General features: G+C 61.5%; 16 protein-coding genes. 12 read left to right on the top strand and 4 right to left on the bottom strand.

Annotated elements, in window-relative coordinates; genetic code table 11:
- Nucleotides 1-137: 137 nt before the first annotated feature.
- Nucleotides 138-1,064, bottom strand: coding sequence for a serine O-acetyltransferase EpsC (gene epsC, locus QR290_RS02265; protein ID WP_007952730.1), 927 nt, complete (start codon nt 1,062-1,064; stop codon nt 138-140).
- A 190-nt stretch (nt 1,065-1,254) separates the two neighbouring features.
- Between epsC and QR290_RS02260 the strand changes: the two genes are divergently transcribed.
- From QR290_RS02260 to QR290_RS02205, 12 genes are all read left to right on the top strand, one after another.
- Nucleotides 1,255-2,259 (top strand): D-cysteine desulfhydrase, encoded by a 1,005-nt coding sequence (locus QR290_RS02260; RefSeq protein WP_207984698.1) that lies wholly within the window; start codon nt 1,255-1,257, stop codon nt 2,257-2,259.
- A 246-nt stretch (nt 2,260-2,505) separates the two neighbouring features.
- Entirely contained in the window at nt 2,506-3,306 is an 801-nt protein-coding gene (gene tcyJ, locus QR290_RS02255; protein ID WP_007952734.1) for a cystine ABC transporter substrate-binding protein, read from the top strand.
- A complete protein-coding gene (tcyL, locus tag QR290_RS02250) occupies nt 3,306-3,971 on the top strand; it encodes a cystine ABC transporter permease (RefSeq protein ID WP_011331947.1) in 666 nt (221 codons plus the stop codon). Before tcyJ ends, tcyL begins: the two co-directional genes overlap by 1 nt.
- A 4-nt stretch (nt 3,972-3,975) precedes the next feature.
- A complete protein-coding gene (gene tcyN, locus QR290_RS02245) occupies nt 3,976-4,725 on the top strand; it encodes an L-cystine ABC transporter ATP-binding protein TcyN (protein ID WP_115076166.1) in 750 nt (249 codons plus the stop codon).
- Between the two features lie 455 nt (nt 4,726-5,180).
- Nucleotides 5,181-5,945 (top strand): hypothetical protein, encoded by a 765-nt coding sequence (locus QR290_RS02240; RefSeq protein WP_289204244.1) that lies wholly within the window; start codon nt 5,181-5,183, stop codon nt 5,943-5,945.
- Nucleotides 5,946-6,211: 266 nt separating this feature from the next.
- Nucleotides 6,212-7,453 carry an SfnB family sulfur acquisition oxidoreductase gene (locus tag QR290_RS02235; protein WP_115076164.1) on the top strand — a complete coding sequence of 414 codons (1,242 nt, stop codon included), beginning with the start codon at nt 6,212-6,214 and terminating at the stop codon, nt 7,451-7,453.
- Nucleotides 7,454-7,478: 25 nt separating this feature from the next.
- Nucleotides 7,479-8,672, top strand: coding sequence for an SfnB family sulfur acquisition oxidoreductase (locus QR290_RS02230; RefSeq protein WP_289204243.1), 1,194 nt, complete (start codon nt 7,479-7,481; stop codon nt 8,670-8,672).
- Nucleotides 8,672-10,036: an LLM class flavin-dependent oxidoreductase gene (locus QR290_RS02225; protein ID WP_289204242.1), complete on the top strand. Its 1,365-nt coding sequence runs from the start codon at nt 8,672-8,674 to the stop codon at nt 10,034-10,036. The genes QR290_RS02230 and QR290_RS02225 overlap by 1 nt, the downstream gene beginning before the upstream one ends.
- Before the next feature lie 13 nt (nt 10,037-10,049).
- A complete protein-coding gene (locus tag QR290_RS02220) occupies nt 10,050-10,859 on the top strand; it encodes a MetQ/NlpA family ABC transporter substrate-binding protein (RefSeq protein WP_289204241.1) in 810 nt (269 codons plus the stop codon).
- Nucleotides 10,860-10,861: 2 nt separating this feature from the next.
- On the top strand, nt 10,862-11,986 hold the full coding sequence (locus QR290_RS02215; protein WP_289204240.1) for a methionine ABC transporter ATP-binding protein: 1,125 nt from the start codon (nt 10,862-10,864) through the stop codon (nt 11,984-11,986).
- On the top strand, nt 11,976-12,620 hold the full coding sequence (locus tag QR290_RS02210; protein WP_102718558.1) for a methionine ABC transporter permease: 645 nt from the start codon (nt 11,976-11,978) through the stop codon (nt 12,618-12,620). The genes QR290_RS02215 and QR290_RS02210 overlap by 11 nt, the downstream gene beginning before the upstream one ends.
- Before the next feature lie 48 nt (nt 12,621-12,668).
- Nucleotides 12,669-13,295, top strand: coding sequence for a class I SAM-dependent methyltransferase (locus tag QR290_RS02205; protein ID WP_115076158.1), 627 nt, complete (start codon nt 12,669-12,671; stop codon nt 13,293-13,295).
- A gap of 228 nt (nt 13,296-13,523) precedes the next feature.
- Here the strand turns inward: QR290_RS02205 and QR290_RS02200 are convergent, their stop codons facing one another.
- From QR290_RS02200 to QR290_RS02190, 3 genes are read right to left on the bottom strand one after another with little or no spacing between them, the layout of a single operon-like run.
- Complete coding sequence (locus QR290_RS02200; protein ID WP_115076157.1) at nt 13,524-16,571, bottom strand: efflux RND transporter permease subunit; 3,048 nt, start codon at nt 16,569-16,571, stop codon at nt 13,524-13,526.
- Nucleotides 16,568-17,632, bottom strand: a complete 1,065-nt coding sequence (locus QR290_RS02195; protein ID WP_289204239.1) for an efflux RND transporter periplasmic adaptor subunit — start codon at nt 17,630-17,632, stop codon at nt 16,568-16,570. Before QR290_RS02195 ends, QR290_RS02200 begins: the two co-directional genes overlap by 4 nt.
- Entirely contained in the window at nt 17,629-18,732 is a 1,104-nt protein-coding gene (locus QR290_RS02190) for an efflux RND transporter periplasmic adaptor subunit (protein ID WP_289204238.1), read from the bottom strand. Before QR290_RS02190 ends, QR290_RS02195 begins: the two co-directional genes overlap by 4 nt.
- Between the last annotated feature and the right edge of the window lie 134 nt (nt 18,733-18,866).

The raw sequence follows: 18,866 nt of genomic DNA, 5'->3' as shown, positions 1-18,866 counted from the left end.
AGAATTTCGCTGACCTGATCTTGCTGCACCGAATCCATAATCGACTGGTTTTTTCAGGTCGATGTATAGCGCAAGACACCTCGGTCGGCTCCCTCTCCCCCGGGGAGAGGGCTGGGGTGAGGGTGGCTTTTGATGTCTTACTTCTGCGTCCCGTCATCATGTTGCAGATTGGCCTGGGTCAGGTTGCACCCGGCCGGCACGCTGCGGGTCAGCCACACGTTGCCGCCGATGGTCGAGCCTTTGCCGATGGTGATCCGCCCAAGGATTGTCGCCCCGGCGTAAATCACCACGTCGTCCTCGACGATCGGATGGCGTGGATGACCTTTCTGCAACTGGCCGTCCTCGTCTGCCGGGAAGCGTTTGGCGCCGAGGGTCACCGCCTGATAAATCCTGACGCGCTCGCCGATGATCGCGGTCTCGCCGATTACCACGCCGGTCCCGTGGTCGATGAAGAAACTGCGGCCGATCTGCGCGCCCGGGTGAATATCGATGCCGGTCGCCGAGTGGGCGATTTCCGAGCTGATCCGCGCCAGCAGCGGCAGGCCTGCGCGATACAAATGGTGAGCCAGACGATGGTGAATCACCGCCAGAATCCCCGGATAGCACAGCAGAACTTCATCAACGCTGCGCGCCGCCGGATCGCCGTGATAGGCGGCCAGCACATCGGTGTCGAGCAGACTGCGCAGCCCCGGCAAGGCGAGGGCGAAATCCTGAATGATCCTGATCGCCTGCGCCTCGACTTCAGTGTCGGCCTGAGCGCTGTGGCGGGCGACGTAACGCAGTTCCAGTCGTGCCTGGGCCAACAGCGCATTCAAGGCGACATCAAGGGTGTGACCGACGTAGAAATCCTCGCTCTCCTCACGCAGATCCACCGGCCCCAGCCGCATCGGAAACAGTGCGCCGCACAGGGCTTCCAGGATCTGCGCCATCGCATCACGGGACGGCAACTCGCGTCCGCCCTGCTCGCCGGAAGCACGGCCATTTTGTGCCCGCCACTGATCCCGCGCGGTACGTAGCTGGCTGACGATGGTCTGCAATTGCCAATGGCTGGAACGCTCGCTCACGGTAAAGACTCCTCACGGGCGGCCGGACTGTCTGGCCGCGTCAACGGCGACTACTTTACGGCAACCCCACCGGCGCGAATTAAGAACCGATAGTGCTGGCTTAAGCACGTTTGGCTATAAGCGATTGGCGGTTGCCCCGGTAAATCGGCGTGCCTATAGTCCTGACATCTCCTTGCATCAGTACGGAACCATGTCCACACAACCGATCAAACAACAGCTGGACCGCTTTAACCGCCTCGACCTGCTCGGCCAACCGACCCCACTGGAAAAACTCGAGCGCCTGTCCACCTGGCTCGGCCGCGATGTCTACATCAAGCGCGATGACCTGACGCCGCTGGCCATGGGCGGCAACAAGCTGCGCAAGCTCGAATACCTCGCCGCCGATGCCCTCGCCCAAGGCGCGGACACCCTGATTACCGCCGGTGCACTGCAATCGAACCACGTTCGCCAGACCGCCGCGCTGGCCGCGAAACTGGGCCTGGGCTGCGTGGCCCTGCTGGAAAACCCGCTGGGCACCGACGACAGCAACTACACCGGCAACGGCAATCGCCTGCTGCTGGACCTGTTCGACACCAAGGTCGAGCTGGTCGACAACCTCGACAACGCCGACGAACAACTGGCCGCCCTCGCCGTGCGCCTGCGCAGCAACGGCAAGAAGCCGTATCTGGTGCCGATCGGTGGCTCCAACGCCCTCGGCGCGCTGGGTTACGTACGCGCCGGTCTGGAGCTGGCGGAACAGATCAAGGACACCGGGCTGCAATTCTCCGCCGTCGTTTTGGCCTCAGGCAGTGCCGGCACTCACAGCGGTCTGGCGCTGGCCTTGAGCGAAGCCCTGCCGCAACTGCCGGTGATCGGCGTGACGGTATCGCGCAGCGAAGAAGACCAGCGACCGAAAGTCCAGGGTCTGGCCGAACGCACTGCCGACCTTCTGGGTGTGGCGCTGCCGGACAGCTTCAAGGTCGAGTTGTGGGATGAATACTTCGGCCCGCGTTACGGCGAGCCGAACGCCGGGACGCTGTCGGCGGTGAAGCTGCTGGCGAGTCAGGACGCCGTGCTGCTCGATCCGGTCTACACCGGCAAGGCCATGGCCGGGCTGCTCGACGGCATCGGTCGCGGGCGTTTCGACGACGGCCCTATCATCTTCCTGCACACCGGCGGCGCCCCGGCGTTGTTCGCGTACAAGGACTTTCTCTAGGCCTGAACGCGTTCCCGCGCCCGACGTGAGAACGCTCAGCGTCAGCTCGGATACATATTCATTAAAAGAATAACAAATGGATAATTCATTATTTTCCATTCTAAAAGAACCGTCATATAGTCTCGCCGCAGGCGAATTTCGCGAGAGACGCATAAGCTGCTTTAAGGCAGGATAGCGCTGTCGTCCAATTCCCGGATTCGCCAACTTTCCTTAAGCGTCTTCCATAAGAAAACACAGGGGCTTGTCATGATTCTTTCCGCACTACGTCGAAATCTGCTGGTAGGTTCGCTGGGCCTGGCACTGAGCGCCGGTCTGATCAGCAACGCCGTTGCCGGTGAGCAACTGCAACAGATCAAGGACAAAGGCGTTATCAACGTCGGCCTGGAAGGCACTTACCCACCGTTCAGCTTCGTCGATGCCGACGGCAAGCTGTCGGGTTTCGAAGTCGAGCTGTCCGAAGCGCTGGCCAAGAAGCTGGGCGTGAAGGCCAAGATCCAGCCGACCAAGTGGGACGGCATCCTCGCGGCCCTGGAATCCAAGCGTCTGGACGTCGTGGTCAACCAGGTGACCATCTCCGAAGAGCGCAAGAAGAAGTATGACTTCTCCGAGCCGTACACCGTTTCCGGGATTCAGGCGCTGGTGCTGAAAGACAAGGCCGCCGCGCTGAACATCAAATCCGCCGCTGACCTGTCCGGCAAGAAAGTCGGCGTGGGTCTGGGCACCAACTACGAACAATGGGTCCGCGCCAACGTGCCGGGTGCCGACGTTCGCACCTACGACGATGATCCGACCAAGTTCGCCGACCTGAACAACGGCCGTACCGACGCCATCCTGATCGACCGTCTGGCGGCGCTGGAATACGCCAAGAAAGCGCCGAAAACCGTCGCTGCCGGTGAAGCCTTCTCCCGTCAGGAAGCCGGTGTAGCCCTGCGCAAAGGCGAGCCTGAACTGCTGGCCGCCGTGAACAAGGCCCTCGACGAACTGCGTGCCGACGGCACCCTTGAGAAGCTGTCCACGAAATACTTCAACGCTGACGTCACCAAATAATGGAAGAAGCTTTCCAACTCGCACTGGACTCCGCGCCCTTTCTGCTCAAGGGCGCGTACTACACGGTAATCCTCAGCCTCGGCGGCATGTTCTTCGGCCTGCTGCTGGGCTTTGGCCTGGCGTTGATGCGCCTGTCGCGTTTCAAGTCGGTCAGCTGGCTGGCCCGCATCTACGTGTCGTTCTTTCGCGGCACGCCGTTGCTGGTTCAACTGTTCGTGATCTATTACGGCTTGCCGCAATTGGGCATGGAACTCGACCCGCTGCCGGCGGCGCTGATCGGCTTCTCGCTGAACATGGCCGCCTACGCCTGCGAAATCCTGCGCGCCGCGATCGGTTCGATCGAACGCGGCCAGTGGGAAGCCGCTGCGAGCATCGGCATGACCCGCGCGCAGACCCTGCGCCGGGCCATCCTGCCGCAGGCGATGCGCACGGCCTTGCCGCCGCTGGGCAACAGTTTCATTTCGCTGGTCAAGGACACCGCGCTGGCCGCCACCATTCAGGTGCCGGAGCTGTTCCGTCAGGCGCAGCTGATTACCGCCCGGACTTTCGAAGTCTTCACCATGTATCTTGCCGCCGCGCTGATCTACTGGATTCTGGCCACGGTGCTGTCGCACTTCCAGAACAAGTTGGAAGAGCGGGTCAATCGGCACGACCAGGAGTCCTGACCCCATGATTGTCGTGGAAAAACTGACAAAGCAGTTCAAGGGTCAAGTCGTGCTCAACGGCATCGATCTTGAAGTGAAGGAAGGCGAGGTCGTGGCGATCATCGGCCCCAGCGGCTCGGGCAAGACTACGTTTCTGCGCTGCCTGAACTTCCTCGAGCAACCCACCAGCGGCCGGATCAAGGTCGGCGATATCGAGATCGATACCAGCCGCCCGCTGAACCAGCAGCAGAGCCTGGTGCGCAACCTGCGCCAGCACGTGGGCTTCGTGTTCCAGAACTTCAACCTGTTCCCCCACCGCACCGCGCTGGAAAACGTCATCGAAGGCCCGATCGTGGTCAAGAAGACGCCCCGCGATGCAGCCATTGCCCTGGGCAAGAAGCTGCTGGCCAAGGTTGGCCTGGCGGGCAAGGAAGACGCCTACCCACGGCGCCTGTCCGGTGGCCAACAACAGCGCGTGGCGATTGCCCGGGCGCTGGCGATGGAGCCGGAAGTGATCCTGTTCGACGAGCCGACCTCGGCCCTCGATCCGGAACTGGTGGGTGAAGTGCTGGCGACCATCCGCGGCCTTGCCGAGGAGAAACGCACCATGGTCATCGTCACCCACGAAATGGCGTTCGCCCGTGACGTGGCCAACCGCGTGGTGTTTTTCGATAAAGGCGTCATCGTCGAACAAGGTGAGGCGAAAGCGTTGTTCTCCAATCCGAAAGAAGAACGCACTCGACAGTTCCTCAGCAAGTTCAGAAACAACGGCTGATCCGTAAACTTTCCTGAATACAAACTTCCATGGAAGGAAGTTTCGCCCCTACCCTCTCGAATAAAAACTTAATCAAGTGACTGCATTACATATATATGTCCTGCAACAGTCTTGCTGCGATTAAAGTTCGCCCCCTCCAAATTTCCCGCTGTACAAACCGGCCGACGACAGAACAATAAAATCCGGCAAAACTGTGGCCCGATTCGCCATGCAGGATAGGTAGAGTGCTTTGTCGTCGTAGGAAGCTTCTGATAAATCCGTAATTCTTCAATTAACTAATCCTGTCCGTTGACACGCCATTCGGCGAACTTTTATCTAGTCGTTCATCGCACCCAACAACATTGCCAAGACCCAAAAACGGATGGCCGAACGAGCCTGTTTTTATTACCGGGCAATTCATGCCATCTGAACTTTCAGAAACGGATTTCGCTGCAAGGTTTCAAGGAGAGGACTTCATGACCCGCACTTCGCACATCCCCGAACTGGCCGCGCCGAGCCTCGCGCCATCCCAAACCAACGGCATCAACCTTGCGGCAGCGGCTCATCTGCTGGTCGATGTGTTGCCTTATCCGGACATGGACACCGGCGACCTGATCGAACTTTTCTGGAACAACTGCTATGTCGCCTCTCATGTGCTGACAGCGCAGGACGTTGCCGCCCCGGTCAGCCTGCGAGTGCCGGAAAGCTTCATCGCCAGCGGCTCGTCACGCATCCACTATCGGGTCATGCGGGTCGGTCACGGGCCCTCGCTGTCGGCAGCCGCGCGGGTCACCGTCAAGCTCGACTGCCCCGGTGGACAGCCTCCGGCGCTGTGCGGTGACGAAAACCAGCAATTGGCACCGGTAACTCTGCCCGACACCATTCGCCGTCAAGGCATCAACGCGAGCCAGATCAAACGCGGCGTGCCGCTGACCATCGAGCCCTATCTGAACATGGCCGAAGGCGACGCCATCACCCTGCGCTGGGGCGATATACGGATGGATCTGGCGCGCATCACCCCGGCCGATATCGGCAAACCGATTCAGGTCTGGGTGCCGCCGGCGATCATCACCGAGGCCGGTGAGGATCTGCGGCTGGACGTCACCTACTGCATCCTCGACCGGGTCGGCAACAACTCGCGCTGGGCACCGCCGCGAACGCTGAAGATCGGTTGCGTGAATCCCTACCTCAAGGTTCCGCTCAAGAAGATGCTGAAGGCAGCAGAGCCGCAAAAAAAATGAGCATCGATGGTCGGCGAGGGACAACTTCCTTCGCCGCCGCACGCTTAACCAGACGGACCACGCCCCCTTCTATACATATTCCTAAAAGTTAGTTTATTTAAACTTTATACGCGTTTAGGGTATATGAACCGGACCACCGGACATTCTTTCGTTCGCCGCACTTTTGCGGCGTTTTTCATGAGATGTGAGGTAGGTAACATGGTCCGGAACACAATCACCCCAGTGCAGATCGCCAGGGCATTGCGTGCAGCCAAGGAGCGGCACTGATGTCCAGTCTGGCAGACGCAAACGTCCAGAGTGACCTGGACATCGCCCCGTTGTTGTTGCCCGCGCAAGTGCTGCGCAACGACGCTCAAGCCATCAAGGCCGCCCATGAGCTGGCGCATGTCGCCCGCGTGCAGGCCGCCAAACGTGACCGCCAGCGCAAGCTGCCGTGGTCGGAAATCGAACAGTTCACCCGCAGCGGCCTCGGCAGCATCGCGATTCCGCGCGAGTACGGCGGCCCGCAGGTTTCCTTCATCACCCTGGCCGAGGTGTTCGCGATCATTTCTGCAGCCGACCCGGCATTGGGGCAGATCCCGCAGAACCAGTTCGGCATCATCAACCTGATCCTCGGCAGCGCCACCGAACAGCAGAAAAAACAGCTGTTGCAGAGCGTGCTCGAAGGTTGGCGCATCGGTAACGCCGGGCCTGAGCGCGGCACCAAGGACACTCTGGAACTGAAGGCGCGCATCACCGCTGACGGCGATGACTACGTGATCAACGGCCAGAAGTTCTATTCCACCGGCGCCCTGTTCGCCCACTGGGTCGCGGTCAAGGCGCTGAACGATGACGGAAAACAGGTTTTGGCCTTCGTCCGTCGCGGCACGCCGGGATTGCGCATCGTCGATGACTGGTCGGGTTTCGGCCAGCGCACCACCGCCAGCGGCACGATCCTGTTGAACAACGTGCGGGTCGAAGCCGGCCTCGTGGTGGACAACTGGAAGATCAACGAAAAGCCCAACACTCAAGGCGCGGTGTCGCAGCTGATTCAGGCGGCGATCGACGCCGGCATCGCCCGTGGCGCCATCGATGACGCCATCGAATTCGTCAAGACCCGCGCCCGGCCGTGGATCGACGCCAACGTCGAGCGCGCCAGCGATGACCTCTACGTGATCGCCGACATCGGCAGACTGAAAATCGAACTGCACGCCGCCGAAGCGCTGCTGCGCAAGGCCGGGCAAGTGCTGGATCAGGTGCACGCCGCACCGCTGACTGCCGAATCCGCCGCCCGCGCCTCGATTGCCGTGGCCGAAGCCAAGGTGCTGACCACCGAGATCTCGCTGCTGGCCAGCGAAAAGCTCTTCGAACTGGCCGGCAGCCGCGCCACCCTCGCCGAATTCAACCTCGATCGTCACTGGCGCAACGCCCGGGTGCACACCCTGCACGACCCGGTGCGCTGGAAGTACCACGCGGTCGGTGCTTATCGCCTAAACGGAAAACTTCCGGCTCGCCATTCCTGGATCTGACGACCAGACATCTGGAGAAAAACCTATGTCCTTTTCCCATCCCGTCGCGGTCATCACCAGCGACGAGCAAGCCCTGATCGTCGCCAGCGACCTGGCCGAAGACTTCCAGCGCGACAGCAACCTGCGCGACCGCGAACGCCGCCTGCCGCTGCCTGAACTCGACGTGTTTTCCCGCTCCGGCCTGTGGGGCATCAGCGTTCCCAAGGCGTACGGTGGCGCCGGCGTGTCCAACGTGACCCTGGCCAAAGTCATCGCCCTGATCGCCCGGGCCGATGGCTCACTCGGGCAGATTCCGCAGAACCATTTTTATGCCCTCGAAGTGCTTCGGGTGAACGGCAGCCACGAGCAGAAACAACGGCTGTACGCCGAAGTCCTCGCCGGCCAGCGTTTCGGCAATGCCCTGGCAGAACTGGGCACCAAGACTGCCCATGACCGTGTCACCCGCCTCCAACGCGACGGCAGCGGTTATCGCATCAACGGTCGCAAGTTCTATGCGACCGGTGCGATTTACGCGCAGCGCATCCCGACTTCGGTGGTCGATGAACACGGCGTGCAGCAACTGGCCTTCGTCCCGCGCGACAGCAAAGGCCTGACCGTGATCGACGACTGGAGCGGCTTCGGCCAGCGCACCACCGGCAGCGGTTCGGTGGTGTTCGAAGACGTGTATGTCGCCGCTGAAGATGTCATCCCGTTCCAGAGCGCCTTCGAACGCCCGACCCCGGTCGGCCCGCTGGCGCAGATCCTTCACGCCGCCATCGACACCGGCATCGCCCGCGCCGCCTACGAAGATGCGCTGCACTTCGTGCGCAGCAAAACCCGGCCATGGATCGATTCGGGCAACGACAAGGCCACCGAAGATCCGCTGACCCTCAAGAGTTTCGGCCACCTGAGCATTCGTCTGCACGCCACCGAAGCTCTGCTCGAACGCGCCGGCGAATTCCTCGACGCAGCCCAGGCCGAGACCAACGCCGAGACGGTTGCAGCAGCCTCGATTGCCGTCGCCGAAGCACGGGCGATCAGCACCGAAATCTCCCTGGCCGCCGGCAGCACGCTGTTTGAACTGGCCGGCAGCCAGGCCACCCTGATCGAGCACGGCCTCGACCGCCACTGGCGCAACGCCCGGGTACACACCCTGCACGATCCGGTGCGCTGGAAGTATCACGCGGTGGGCAATTACTACCTCAACGATGAAAACCCTCCGCTGCGAGGGACCATCTGATGAGCAAGAAAAAGATCCTGCTCAATGCGTTCAACATGAACTGCATCGGCCACATCAACCACGGGTTGTGGACCCATCCCCGCGACACCTCGACCCGGTACAAGACCATCGAATACTGGACCGAACTGGCGCAACTGCTGGAGCGCGGGCTGTTCGACGGGCTGTTCATCGCCGACATCGTCGGCGTGTACGACGTCTACCAGAACTCGGTGGACGTCACCCTGAAAGAGTCGATCCAGCTGCCGGTCAACGATCCGCTGTTGCTGGTATCGGCCATGTCCGCAGTGACCAAAAATCTCGGATTCGGCCTGACCGCCAACCTCACCTACGAGCCGCCGTATCTGTTCGCCCGGCGCATGTCGACCCTCGATCACCTGAGCCGTGGCCGAGTGGGCTGGAACATCGTCACCGGTTATCTGGACAGCGCCGCCAAGGCCATGGGCCTCAGTGAACAGGTCGAGCACGACCGGCGTTACGACCAGGCTGACGAGTACCTCGAAGTGCTCTACAAACTCTGGGAAGGCAGCTGGGAAAACGGTGCGGTGCTCAACGATCCGCAACAGCGGATCTACGCGCAGCCCGACAAGGTGCACAAGGTCGAACACAAGGGCGAGTTCTATCAGGTCGAGGGTTATCACCTGTGCGAACCGTCACCGCAGCGCACACCGGTGCTGTTCCAGGCCGGCAGCTCGGAGCGCGGTCTGCTGTTCGCCGGGCGTCATGCCGAGTGCGTGTTCATCAGCGGCCAGAACAAGCCGTCGACCAAGGTGCAGGTGGACAAGGTCCGCGCCAGCGCCGTCGAAGCGGCTCGCAATCCCGAGGACATCAAGGTGTTCATGGGCCTGAATGTGATCGTCGGCGAGACCGAAGAAGCAGCTTGGGCCAAGCACGCCGAATACCTGAGCTACGCCAGCGCCGAAGCCGGCGTGGCGCATTTTTCCGCGTCCACCGGGATCGATTTTTCCCAGTACGAAATCGACGAGCCGATCCAGTACGTGAAGAGCAACGCGATCCAGTCCGCCACCAAGAACCTGCAGAACAATGACTGGACCCGGCGCAAGTTGCTCGACCAGCACGCTCTGGGCGGGCGCTACATCACCGTGGTCGGCTCGCCGCAGCAAGTGGCGGATGAACTGGAATCGTGGATCGCCGAAACCGGTCTCGACGGCTTCAACCTGACCCGCATCGTCACCCCGGAAAGCTATGTGGATTTCATCGACCTGGTGATTCCGGAACTGCAACAGCGCGGCTCGTACAAGACCGCGTACGACACCGGCAGCCTGCGGGAAAAACTGTTTCATGGCGAAGCGCATTTGCCGGAGCAACACACCGGCGCCCACTACCGACACTCCTCCTCGCACTGACTGGAAAACCACCATGACCAAGAAGCTCCTGTCCCACCCAGTCAAAGCACTGGCCCTGGCCTTCGGCCTGTTCAGCTCGGCGGTGTTCGCCGCCGATGCTCCGTTGAAAATCGGCACCACCGCCGCCTTCGCGATTCCGCTGGAAGCTGCCGTCGAAGAGGCCTCCAAAGAAGGTCTGAAAGTCGAGCTGGTGGAATTCACCGACTGGATCGCACCGAACGTCAGCCTCGCCGCCGGTGACATTGACGTGAACTACTTCCAGCACATCCCGTTCCTGGAAAACGCCAAGGCCGCCTCCGGTTTCGACCTGGTGCCGTTCGCTCCGGGCATCATCAACAACGTCGGCCTGTACTCGAAGAAATACAAAAGCTTTGACGAGTTGCCTGAGGGTGCCAGCGTCGCCATCGCCAACGACCCGATCAACAGCGGACGCGGTCTGCAACTGTTGGCCAAGGCTGGTCTGATCACCCTCAAACCGGGCGTCGGCTACAAGGCCACCGAAGACGATATCGTCGCCAATCCGAAGAAGATCAAGATTCTCCAGGTCGAAGCCGTGCAACTGGTGCGCGCCTACGATGACGCCGATCTGGTCCAGGGCTACCCGGCCTACATTCGTCTGGCGAAGACCTTCGATGCCGGCTCCGCGCTGCTGTTCGACGGCCTCGATCACAAGGAATACGTGATTCAGTTCGTGATCCAGCCGAAGAGCAAAACCGACCCGCGCCTGATCAAGTTCGTCGACATCTACCAGCATTCGCCGGCCGTTCGCGCCGCGCTGGATAAGGCCCACGGCAAGCTGTACCAGGCCGGTTGGGAAAGCTGAGGATGACGGCAGCCATTCAACGGCGACTGGATCTTCCAGAGCCACCCGCGCTGGCACAGCGCACCGAGCTGCATCCTGAACTGAACCGCGCCCATGTGCGTTTCGTCGGGCTCGGCAAAACCTACGACGGCAAACAAGGCCCGGTCGCCGCCCTGCAAGGCATCGACCTGGCGATCCAGCGCGGTGAAGTGTTCGGCATCATTGGCCGCAGCGGCGCCGGCAAATCATCGCTGATCCGCACCATCAACCGCCTCGAGCAACCGACCTCGGGCCGGGTGCTGATCGATCAGGTGGACATCGGCGAGTATGACGAGGATCGCCTGGTCGCCCTGCGTCGGCGGATCGGCATGATCTTCCAGCACTTCAACCTGATGTCGGCAAAAACGGTGTGGCAGAACGTCGAACTGCCACTGAAAGTCGCCGGCGTCCCGAAGGAACAACGGGAGAACAAGGTTCGCGAACTGCTGGAACTGGTCGGCCTGCAAGCCAAGCACAAGGCCTATCCGGCGCAGCTGTCCGGCGGGCAGAAACAGCGTGTCGGCATTGCCCGCGCGCTGGTGCACGACCCGGATATTTTGCTGTGTGATGAAGCCACTTCGGCGCTGGATCCGGAAACCACCCAGTCGATCCTCGGCCTGCTGCGCGAGATCAACAAACGCCTGGGCCTGACCATCGTGCTGATCACTCACGAGATGGCGGTGATCCGGGAAATCTGCGACCGCGTCGTCGTGCTGGAACACGGGCGCATCGTTGAACAGGGCCCGGTCTGGGAAGTGTTCGGCAACCCGCAGCACGAGGTCAGCCAGACTTTGCTCGCACCGCTGCAACACGCGTTACCGGAAGAATTGCAAAGCCGTTTGCAGGCGCAGCCGTCGTCGACCGATGCGTCAATTGTGCTGCGTTTGCAGTTCACCGGCAGCCAGCAGGATGAGCCGGATCTGGCCGCGCTGTTCGCCGCGCTCGGTGGCCGGGTGAAATTGCTGCAAGGGGGCGTGGAACGGATCCAGGGCCACGCGCTCGGGCAACTGCTGCTGGCGGTGGCGGGATCAAAGCTGAACGGCGAGCAATTGCGTGAGCGTGCCAGCCAATGGGCGCAACGCACGGAGGTGCTGGGCTATGTGGTTTGATCGCTTGCTGCAGGGTTTCATCGACACGTTTCTGATGGTCGGCGTGTCGTCGCTGATCGCACTGCTGGCGGGTATTCCGATGGCAGTGATTCTGGTCACCAGCGACAAGGGCGGGATCTACGAAGCACCGGTGCTCAATCGCGCTCTGGGTGCGTTCGTGAACCTGTTTCGCTCGATTCCGTTTCTGATCCTGATGGTCGCGCTGATTCCGTTTACCCGGCTGATCGTCGGCACCACCTATGGCGTGTGGGCAGCCGTCGTGCCGCTGACCATTGCGGCCACGCCGTTCTTTGCGCGGATCGCCGAAGTGAGCCTGCGTGAAGTCGACTACGGCCTGATCGAAGCCGCGCAGGCCATGGGCTGCCGGCGCTGGCACATCGTCTGGCATGTGCTGTTGCCCGAGGCGCTGCCGGGGATTGTCGGCGGGTTCACCATTACGCTGGTGACGATGATCAACTCATCGGCCATGGCCGGCGCAATTGGTGCCGGCGGTTTGGGCGACATCGCCTATCGCTACGGCTATCAACGCTTCGACAGCCAGATCATGCTGACCGTGATCGTGCTGCTGGTGGCGTTGGTGGCGGTGATTCAGCTGGGCGGCGATCGCCTGGCGCGGGGGTTGAACAAGCGCTGAACGGCATGGCGTATAGTCGGCAGATTCCTTTGCCAGCGCAGTCCGACCATGAAGCAGACGCCCATCGATCTTGAACAGATCACCTCCACCACCCTCGGCCACTACAACTCGGTGGCCGAGGATTTTCGTGAAGGCACCCGCGATCACGATGTCAGCCAGAACATCGACGCCCTGTTGCGGCACATCCAGGGTGAAGCGCCGTTTTCCATTCTCGATTTCGGCTGCGGGCCGGGGCGGGATTTGCAGACTTTCACCCGGATGGGTCACGTCGCCATCGGACTCGACGGCGCGGAGAAATTCGCGCAGATGGCGCGGGAAGACAGTGGCTGTGAAGTCTGGTGCCAGGACTTTCTGAAGCTGGATCTGCCGGCAGAACGCTTCGACGGGATCTTCGCCAATGCGGTGCTGTTTCATGTGCCGTTGCAGGAATTGCCCCGGGTGTTGAAGCAACTGCACGGGACATTGAAACCGGGCGGCGTGTTGTTCAGTTCCAACCCGCGCGGGGATAACCGTGAGGGCTGGAACGGACCGCGTTATGGCTCGTATCACGATCTGGAAGCGTGGCGCGCGTTATTGACCGCTGCCGGGTTTGTCGAACTGGAACATTACTACCGACCGGCGGGGCTGCCGCGTGAGCAGCAGCCTTGGTTGGCGAGTGTCTGGCGCAAAATATGAGACAGAGGTGTATCAGCGACTCCCCCCCTCACCCCAGCCCTCCCGAAACGTCGGACCGCCCGGAGGGAGAGGGAGCCGACCGAGATGTCTTTCGCAATACATCGACCTGAAAGTGCGGTGTCGATTATGGATTCGGCACATCAAGGTCAGGTCGATGTATCACATGAGCATCCCCCATTCGGTTCCCTCTCCCTCTGGGAGAGGGTTAGGGTGAGGGAAGCTTTTGATCTAGTTTTTCTTCGGCTCGCGAATCTTGTACCAGGCCACGTACAGCGCCGGCAGAAACAGCAGCGTCAGTAGGGTCGCAATCACGATCCCGCCGATCATCGCGTAGGCCATCGGCCCCCAGAACACTTCCCGGGCGATCGGGATCATGCCCATGCTCGCCGCCGCGGCGGTCAGCAGGATCGGGCGACGGCGGTGTTCGGTGGCTTCCACCACCGCATCCCACGGCGCGTAGCCTTTGCGCTCGAACTCGTCGATCTGGGTCACGAGGATTACCGAGTTGCGGATGATGATGCCGATCAGCGCCAGAATCCCGAGGATCGCCACGAAGCCCATCGGCGTACCGGTCGGCACCAGCGCCAGCACCACGCCGATCAACCCCAGCGGCGCAACACTGGCCACCAGGAACAGCTTCTGCACGCTATGCAACTGGATCATCAGAAAGGTCGCCATCAGGAACAGCATCAGCGGCAACACCTTGGCAATCGGCCCTTGCGCCTTGCCACTCTCCTCGACCGTACCGCCGGTGGCTACTTTGTAGCCCACGGGTAGTTTGGCGGCGAAGTCATCAATCGAAGGCTTGAGGATTTTCACCAGATCGGTCGGCTGAATCTCGTCACGCACCGACGCCTTGATGGTGATGGTCGGCAGACGGTCACGACGCCACACCAGCGGCTGCTCCAGCTCATAACGAACCGTGGCGAAGGCCAGCAAAGGAATCGACGTGCCGTTGGGCGTGACGATCTGCAGGTTCTGCAGGGTTTCCGGCGTACCGCGTTCCGAACTCACCGCGCGACCGACCACGTTGATCAGGTAAATGTCGTCGTTGACCTGGGTCAGCGGCGCGCCACTGACGATGCTGTTCATCAGGTTCGCCACGTCTTCGGATGACAGCCCGAGCTGGCGCGCCTTGTCCTGGGCGATGTCGATGCGCAGGACCTTGCCCGGCTCGTTCCAGTCGTAAATGATCTCGCCGATATGCTCGTTCTTGTCCAGTTCAGTCGCCAGGTCGATGGCGTGCTTGCGCACCTGATCGATGTCCTTGCCGCTGATCCGGTACTGGATCGGGCGCCCCACCGGCGGGCCCATTTCCAGCGCCTGCACGTAGCTGCCGATGCCGACGAAATCCTTGTGCAGACGTTCGCGCAGGCGCTTGCTCAGAGCCTCGCGAGCTTCGAAGTCTTTGCTGACGATCACCAGTTGCGCGTAGTACGGGTTCTGCAATTGCTGGTCGAGTGGCAGGTAGAAACGGATCGCACCCTGACCGATGTAAGTGCTCCAGCGCACGATGTCCGCGTCACCCTTGAGCGTTGCCTCGAGTTTGTCGACGGCCTTGCGGGTCTCGTCGATCGAGGCGTTTTGCGGCAGGTTGAGGTCGACCAGGATTTCCGGTCGATCCGAGGACGGGAAAAACTGGTTCTGCACAAACCGCATGCAGAACACCGCCAGCACAAACAACAGCACGGTGATGCCGATGGCCCACCAGCGATTGCGCATGCACCACAGCAAACCGCCGTTGAATGCGCGGCCAACGCGCCCCGGTTCGGCTTCATGGGGTTTCACGTTGGTGCTGAGAATGTGCACGCCGATCACCGGGGCGAAGAACACCGCCACGATCCAGGACACGATCATCGCCACGGCAATCACCGCGAACAGCGTGTAGGTGTACTCGCCGGCAGAACTGGCGTTGAGGCCGATGGGGACGAAACCGGCGACCGTCACCAGCGTACCGGTGAGCATCGGGAACGCGGTCGAGGTGTAGGCGAACGTCGCGGCCTGCTCCTTGCTCTCGCCCATTTCCAGACGCGTGACCATCATTTCCACGGTGATCATCGCATCATCCACCAACAGGCCGAGGGCGATAATCAGAGCGCCGAGGGAAATCCGCTGCATGGTGATGCCGCTGTATTCCATGAACACAAATACCATCGCCAGCACCAGCGGGATCGAGCACGCCACCACCAGCCCGGCGCGCACGCCGAGGCTGATGAAGCTGACCACCAGCACGATCACCACCGCTTCGAACAACGCACTGGTGAAGCCGCCGACGGCCTCCTCCACCACCACCGCCTGATCGGACACCGTGTGCACACCCACGCCAACCGGCAGATCCGCCGTCAGCTCATCGATGCGCTTGTGCAGGGCCTTGCCGAACTCCTGAACGTTGCCGCCCTTCTGCATGGCAATCGCCAGACCGATCGCCGGCTTGCCGTCGAAGCGGAACTCAGGCGTGGCCGGGTCGACGTAACCACGGGTGATGTCGGCCACGTCGGCCAGGCGATAGAAACGGTCGTTGAGTTTGAGATTGACCTCGGCCAGGTCTTTCTCCGAAGCGAACTGCCCCGAAGTCCGTACGGAAATCCGCTCGGGCCCCGCCTCGATGACACCGGCAGGAGTCACGGCGTTCTGCGATTGCAGGCTCTGCACCACCTGACGCTGATCGATACCCAGTGCCGCGAGTTTGCGGGTCGAGAAGTTCAGGTAAATCACTTCGTCCTGCTGGCCGATCATTTCGATCTTGCCCAGCCCCGGCACATTGCGGATCTCGGCCCGCGCCTGTTCCACGTAATCGCGCAACTGGCGCATGGTCAGGCCGTCGGCGGTGAAGGCGTACACCGAACCGAACACGTCACCGAATTCGTCGTTGAATCCCGGCCCCTGAATGCCTTGAGGAAACTGCCCGCGTATATCGTCGATCTTCTTGCGCACCTGATACCAGATTTCCGGTATGTCCTTGGCGCTGGTGGTGTCGCGCAGGTACACGTACACCGTCGATTCGCCGGGGCGCGTGTAGCTTTTCACGTAGTCGAGGGAATCGAGCTCTTCGAGTTTTTTCTCGATGCGGTCGGTGACCTGCTTGAGGGTTTCCTCCTGGGTCGCGCCCGGCCATTTGGTCTGGATCACCATGGTCTTGATGGTGAACGACGGGTCTTCCTCGCGCCCCAGATTGAAGTAGGAAAACACCCCCATGAGCAATCCGACGAACATCAGATACCAGACGAAAGACTGATGCTTGAGGGCCCATTCGGAGAGATTGAAAGAGCCTTTCATTGACTGTCCTCGTCAAGTTTCACGGATTGTCCGGGTTTGAGACTGTTGACGCCGGCGCTGACCACGCGCTCGCCGCTCTTCACGCCCCCCGCGAGCACCACGCTGCTGTCGGTGCGGCTGATCACGCTGACATCGCGCGGGTTGACGGTTTTGCTCTGGGTGTCGATGACCCAGATTCGCGGTTTGCCATCGACCTCCTGCAACGCTGTGACGGGCAATTCGATACGCGGCTTGATCGCCGAGCTGAGGGTGACGCTGATCGCCGTGCCGAGGCGGAAGCCGTCGGGCGTATTGGCCAGGGTCAGCCGTGCGCGTCGGGTGCGCGTAGCGCTTTGCGCCTGCGGTTCGATCTCGCGCAGGGTCGCCGTGGTGTTGATGCTCGGGTCGAGCTGCCCGGCCACCAGAAACACCACGTCGGACGGGATCTCATCGACCAGGGTGTCCGGCAGATCAATCACGGCTTCCTTGATGTCCGGTTGCGCCAGGGTCACCACTTGCTGGCCCGCCGTCACCACTTGTCCGGCTTCGGCGTTCCACGCAGTCACCACGGCTTTGTGATCCGAGCGCAGTTCGGTGTAATCAAGTTGATCCTTGCTCTGATTGACCGCCGCCCGCGCCTGATCCAGCGAAGCCTGGGTGGTTTTCAGGTCCGTCATGGCAATGTCCAGCTGCGCCTGCGCCCCCACGCCGCGATCAAACAGCGCTTGCTGACGGCGGGCATTGGCCTGGGCGTTGATCAGTTGTGCCTGAACCCTGGCCAGGTCGCCCTGAGCCGAACGCAGCTGGTTTTGCTGGTCGGACGGATCAAGGGTGGCGAGCAGCGTGCCCTTCTGCACCTCGGTACCGACATCGACGTTGCGACTGGCAATGCGCCCGCCGACACGAAAACCGGTGTTGCTTTCATAGCGAGCCTGAATGCTGCCGGCGAAACGCCCGAGGTTTTCCTCGCTCATCGCTTCGACCTTGACCGACAACACCGGGCGTACCGGTTCCGGCGGTGGCTCGCTTTTCGAGCAGGCGGCCAGCAACACGCCAATGGATAACAGCCCCAGACGCTTCATGGCTGTGCTCCCGGTTGCAGATCCTTATAGGTGTTTTCGGCAATTTCGACCTTCATGCCCGGATGCAGCAACTGCCCGCCCGCAACAATGACTTTTTCCCCGCCCTTGAGGCCCTCGCTGATGATGACCTTGCCGATCAGGTAGCGGCCGACGGTGACGTTGTGCAGCTGCGCTTCGCCTTTATCGTCGACCATCCACACCGCCGGGGCGCTGACGTTCTTGGTCAGCGCCGACCAGGGCAATTCAACGGCCGACTTGCCGGTGCCCTTGGCCGTGGCGCTCACCACCGAGCCCAATTGCATCCCCTGCGGCAGGCTGTCGAGGCTGACCTTGACCTGCACCGTGCCGGACTGCGCGGACACCGCCGGGGTGATTTCGCGCACGGTGCCGGTGGTCTTGATGGCGGGGTTGTCGAGCAGGCTGACGACGATCGAGCGCTCCGCCGGCCGCTCGGCCAGCAGAGATTCATAAACGTTGAATACGGCGTCACGGTCGCCGTCCCGGGCCAGGCTGAAAATCGGCGCTGTCGCCTGAACGACCTGGCCGACTTCGGCCTGACGCTCGGTGATGACGCCGGGCGCATCGGCGATCAGCGAGGTGTAGCTCAGTTGATCCTTGGCGTTGGCCAACTGCGCCTGCGCCGCACTCAAGGCACTCTGACTGCTGCGCAAGGCGGCCTGCGCGGAATCGTATTCACTCTGGCTGGTGTAGCCCTTGGGCAACAGTTTCTGTTGGCGGACAAACGCGGCGGCGCTCTGTTTGACCCGCGCCTGCTCGGCCACCACCTGGGCCTGGGCGGAGTCGACGTTGGTCTGCAAATCCTTCGGATCGAGCTTGGCCAGCACTTGTTTGGCCGAGACGCGGTCACCGACATCGACCATACGCTGGATGATCTTGCCGCCGACCCGGAACGACAGTTCGGTCTGCACCCGCGCCTGAACGTCGCCGGTGAGGGTCACGGCGGCGGCGTAATTGGCCGGGTTCACTTCCTGCACGAAGACCCGGGGCAGATACTCCTCCGGGGCCTTTTTCTCGCCGCACGCGCTCAACAAAGCGAACAGACTCAGCATGACCGCTGTTTTCAATCCGGGACTCGCCATGCAGACTCCTTCCTGTGTACGAACGTGCAAGTGACGATACGACTGTGAGCTTAGAACAGGGTTCAACCTTCGTCCGGGCGATATATGCATTTCTGTGCAGCGAGTATCCTGACCCGGATTTCGGGGCACTCAAG

It is taken from the genome of Pseudomonas fluorescens (assembly GCF_030344995.1).
In the GTDB taxonomy this organism is placed as follows: Bacteria; Pseudomonadota; Gammaproteobacteria; order Pseudomonadales; family Pseudomonadaceae; genus Aquipseudomonas; species Aquipseudomonas fluorescens_BF.
Note: the sequence above shows the minus strand (reverse complement) of the source record. Positions and strands in the feature narration are given on the sequence as shown.

Bases quoted from the DNA above. Each gene is read 5' to 3' on its own strand.
- QR290_RS02260 (WP_207984698.1), top strand. From the start codon at position 1,255: ATGTCCACACAACCGATCAAACAACAGCTGGACCGCTTTAACCGCCTC.
- tcyJ (WP_007952734.1), top strand. From the start codon at position 2,506: ATGATTCTTTCCGCACTACGTCGAAATCTGCTGGTAGGTTCGCTGGGC.
- tcyL (WP_011331947.1), top strand. From the start codon at position 3,306: ATGGAAGAAGCTTTCCAACTCGCACTGGACTCCGCGCCCTTTCTGCTC.
- tcyN (WP_115076166.1), top strand. From the start codon at position 3,976: ATGATTGTCGTGGAAAAACTGACAAAGCAGTTCAAGGGTCAAGTCGTG.
- QR290_RS02240 (WP_289204244.1), top strand. From the start codon at position 5,181: ATGACCCGCACTTCGCACATCCCCGAACTGGCCGCGCCGAGCCTCGCG.
- QR290_RS02235 (WP_115076164.1), top strand. From the start codon at position 6,212: ATGTCCAGTCTGGCAGACGCAAACGTCCAGAGTGACCTGGACATCGCC.
- QR290_RS02230 (WP_289204243.1), top strand. From the start codon at position 7,479: ATGTCCTTTTCCCATCCCGTCGCGGTCATCACCAGCGACGAGCAAGCC.
- QR290_RS02225 (WP_289204242.1), top strand. From the start codon at position 8,672: ATGAGCAAGAAAAAGATCCTGCTCAATGCGTTCAACATGAACTGCATC.
- QR290_RS02220 (WP_289204241.1), top strand. From the start codon at position 10,050: ATGACCAAGAAGCTCCTGTCCCACCCAGTCAAAGCACTGGCCCTGGCC.
- QR290_RS02215 (WP_289204240.1), top strand. From the start codon at position 10,862: ATGACGGCAGCCATTCAACGGCGACTGGATCTTCCAGAGCCACCCGCG.
- QR290_RS02210 (WP_102718558.1), top strand. From the start codon at position 11,976: ATGTGGTTTGATCGCTTGCTGCAGGGTTTCATCGACACGTTTCTGATG.
- QR290_RS02205 (WP_115076158.1), top strand. From the start codon at position 12,669: ATGAAGCAGACGCCCATCGATCTTGAACAGATCACCTCCACCACCCTC.
- QR290_RS02200 (WP_115076157.1), bottom strand. From the start codon at position 16,571: ATGAAAGGCTCTTTCAATCTCTCCGAATGGGCCCTCAAGCATCAGTCT.
- QR290_RS02195 (WP_289204239.1), bottom strand. From the start codon at position 17,632: ATGAAGCGTCTGGGGCTGTTATCCATTGGCGTGTTGCTGGCCGCCTGC.
- QR290_RS02190 (WP_289204238.1), bottom strand. From the start codon at position 18,732: ATGGCGAGTCCCGGATTGAAAACAGCGGTCATGCTGAGTCTGTTCGCT.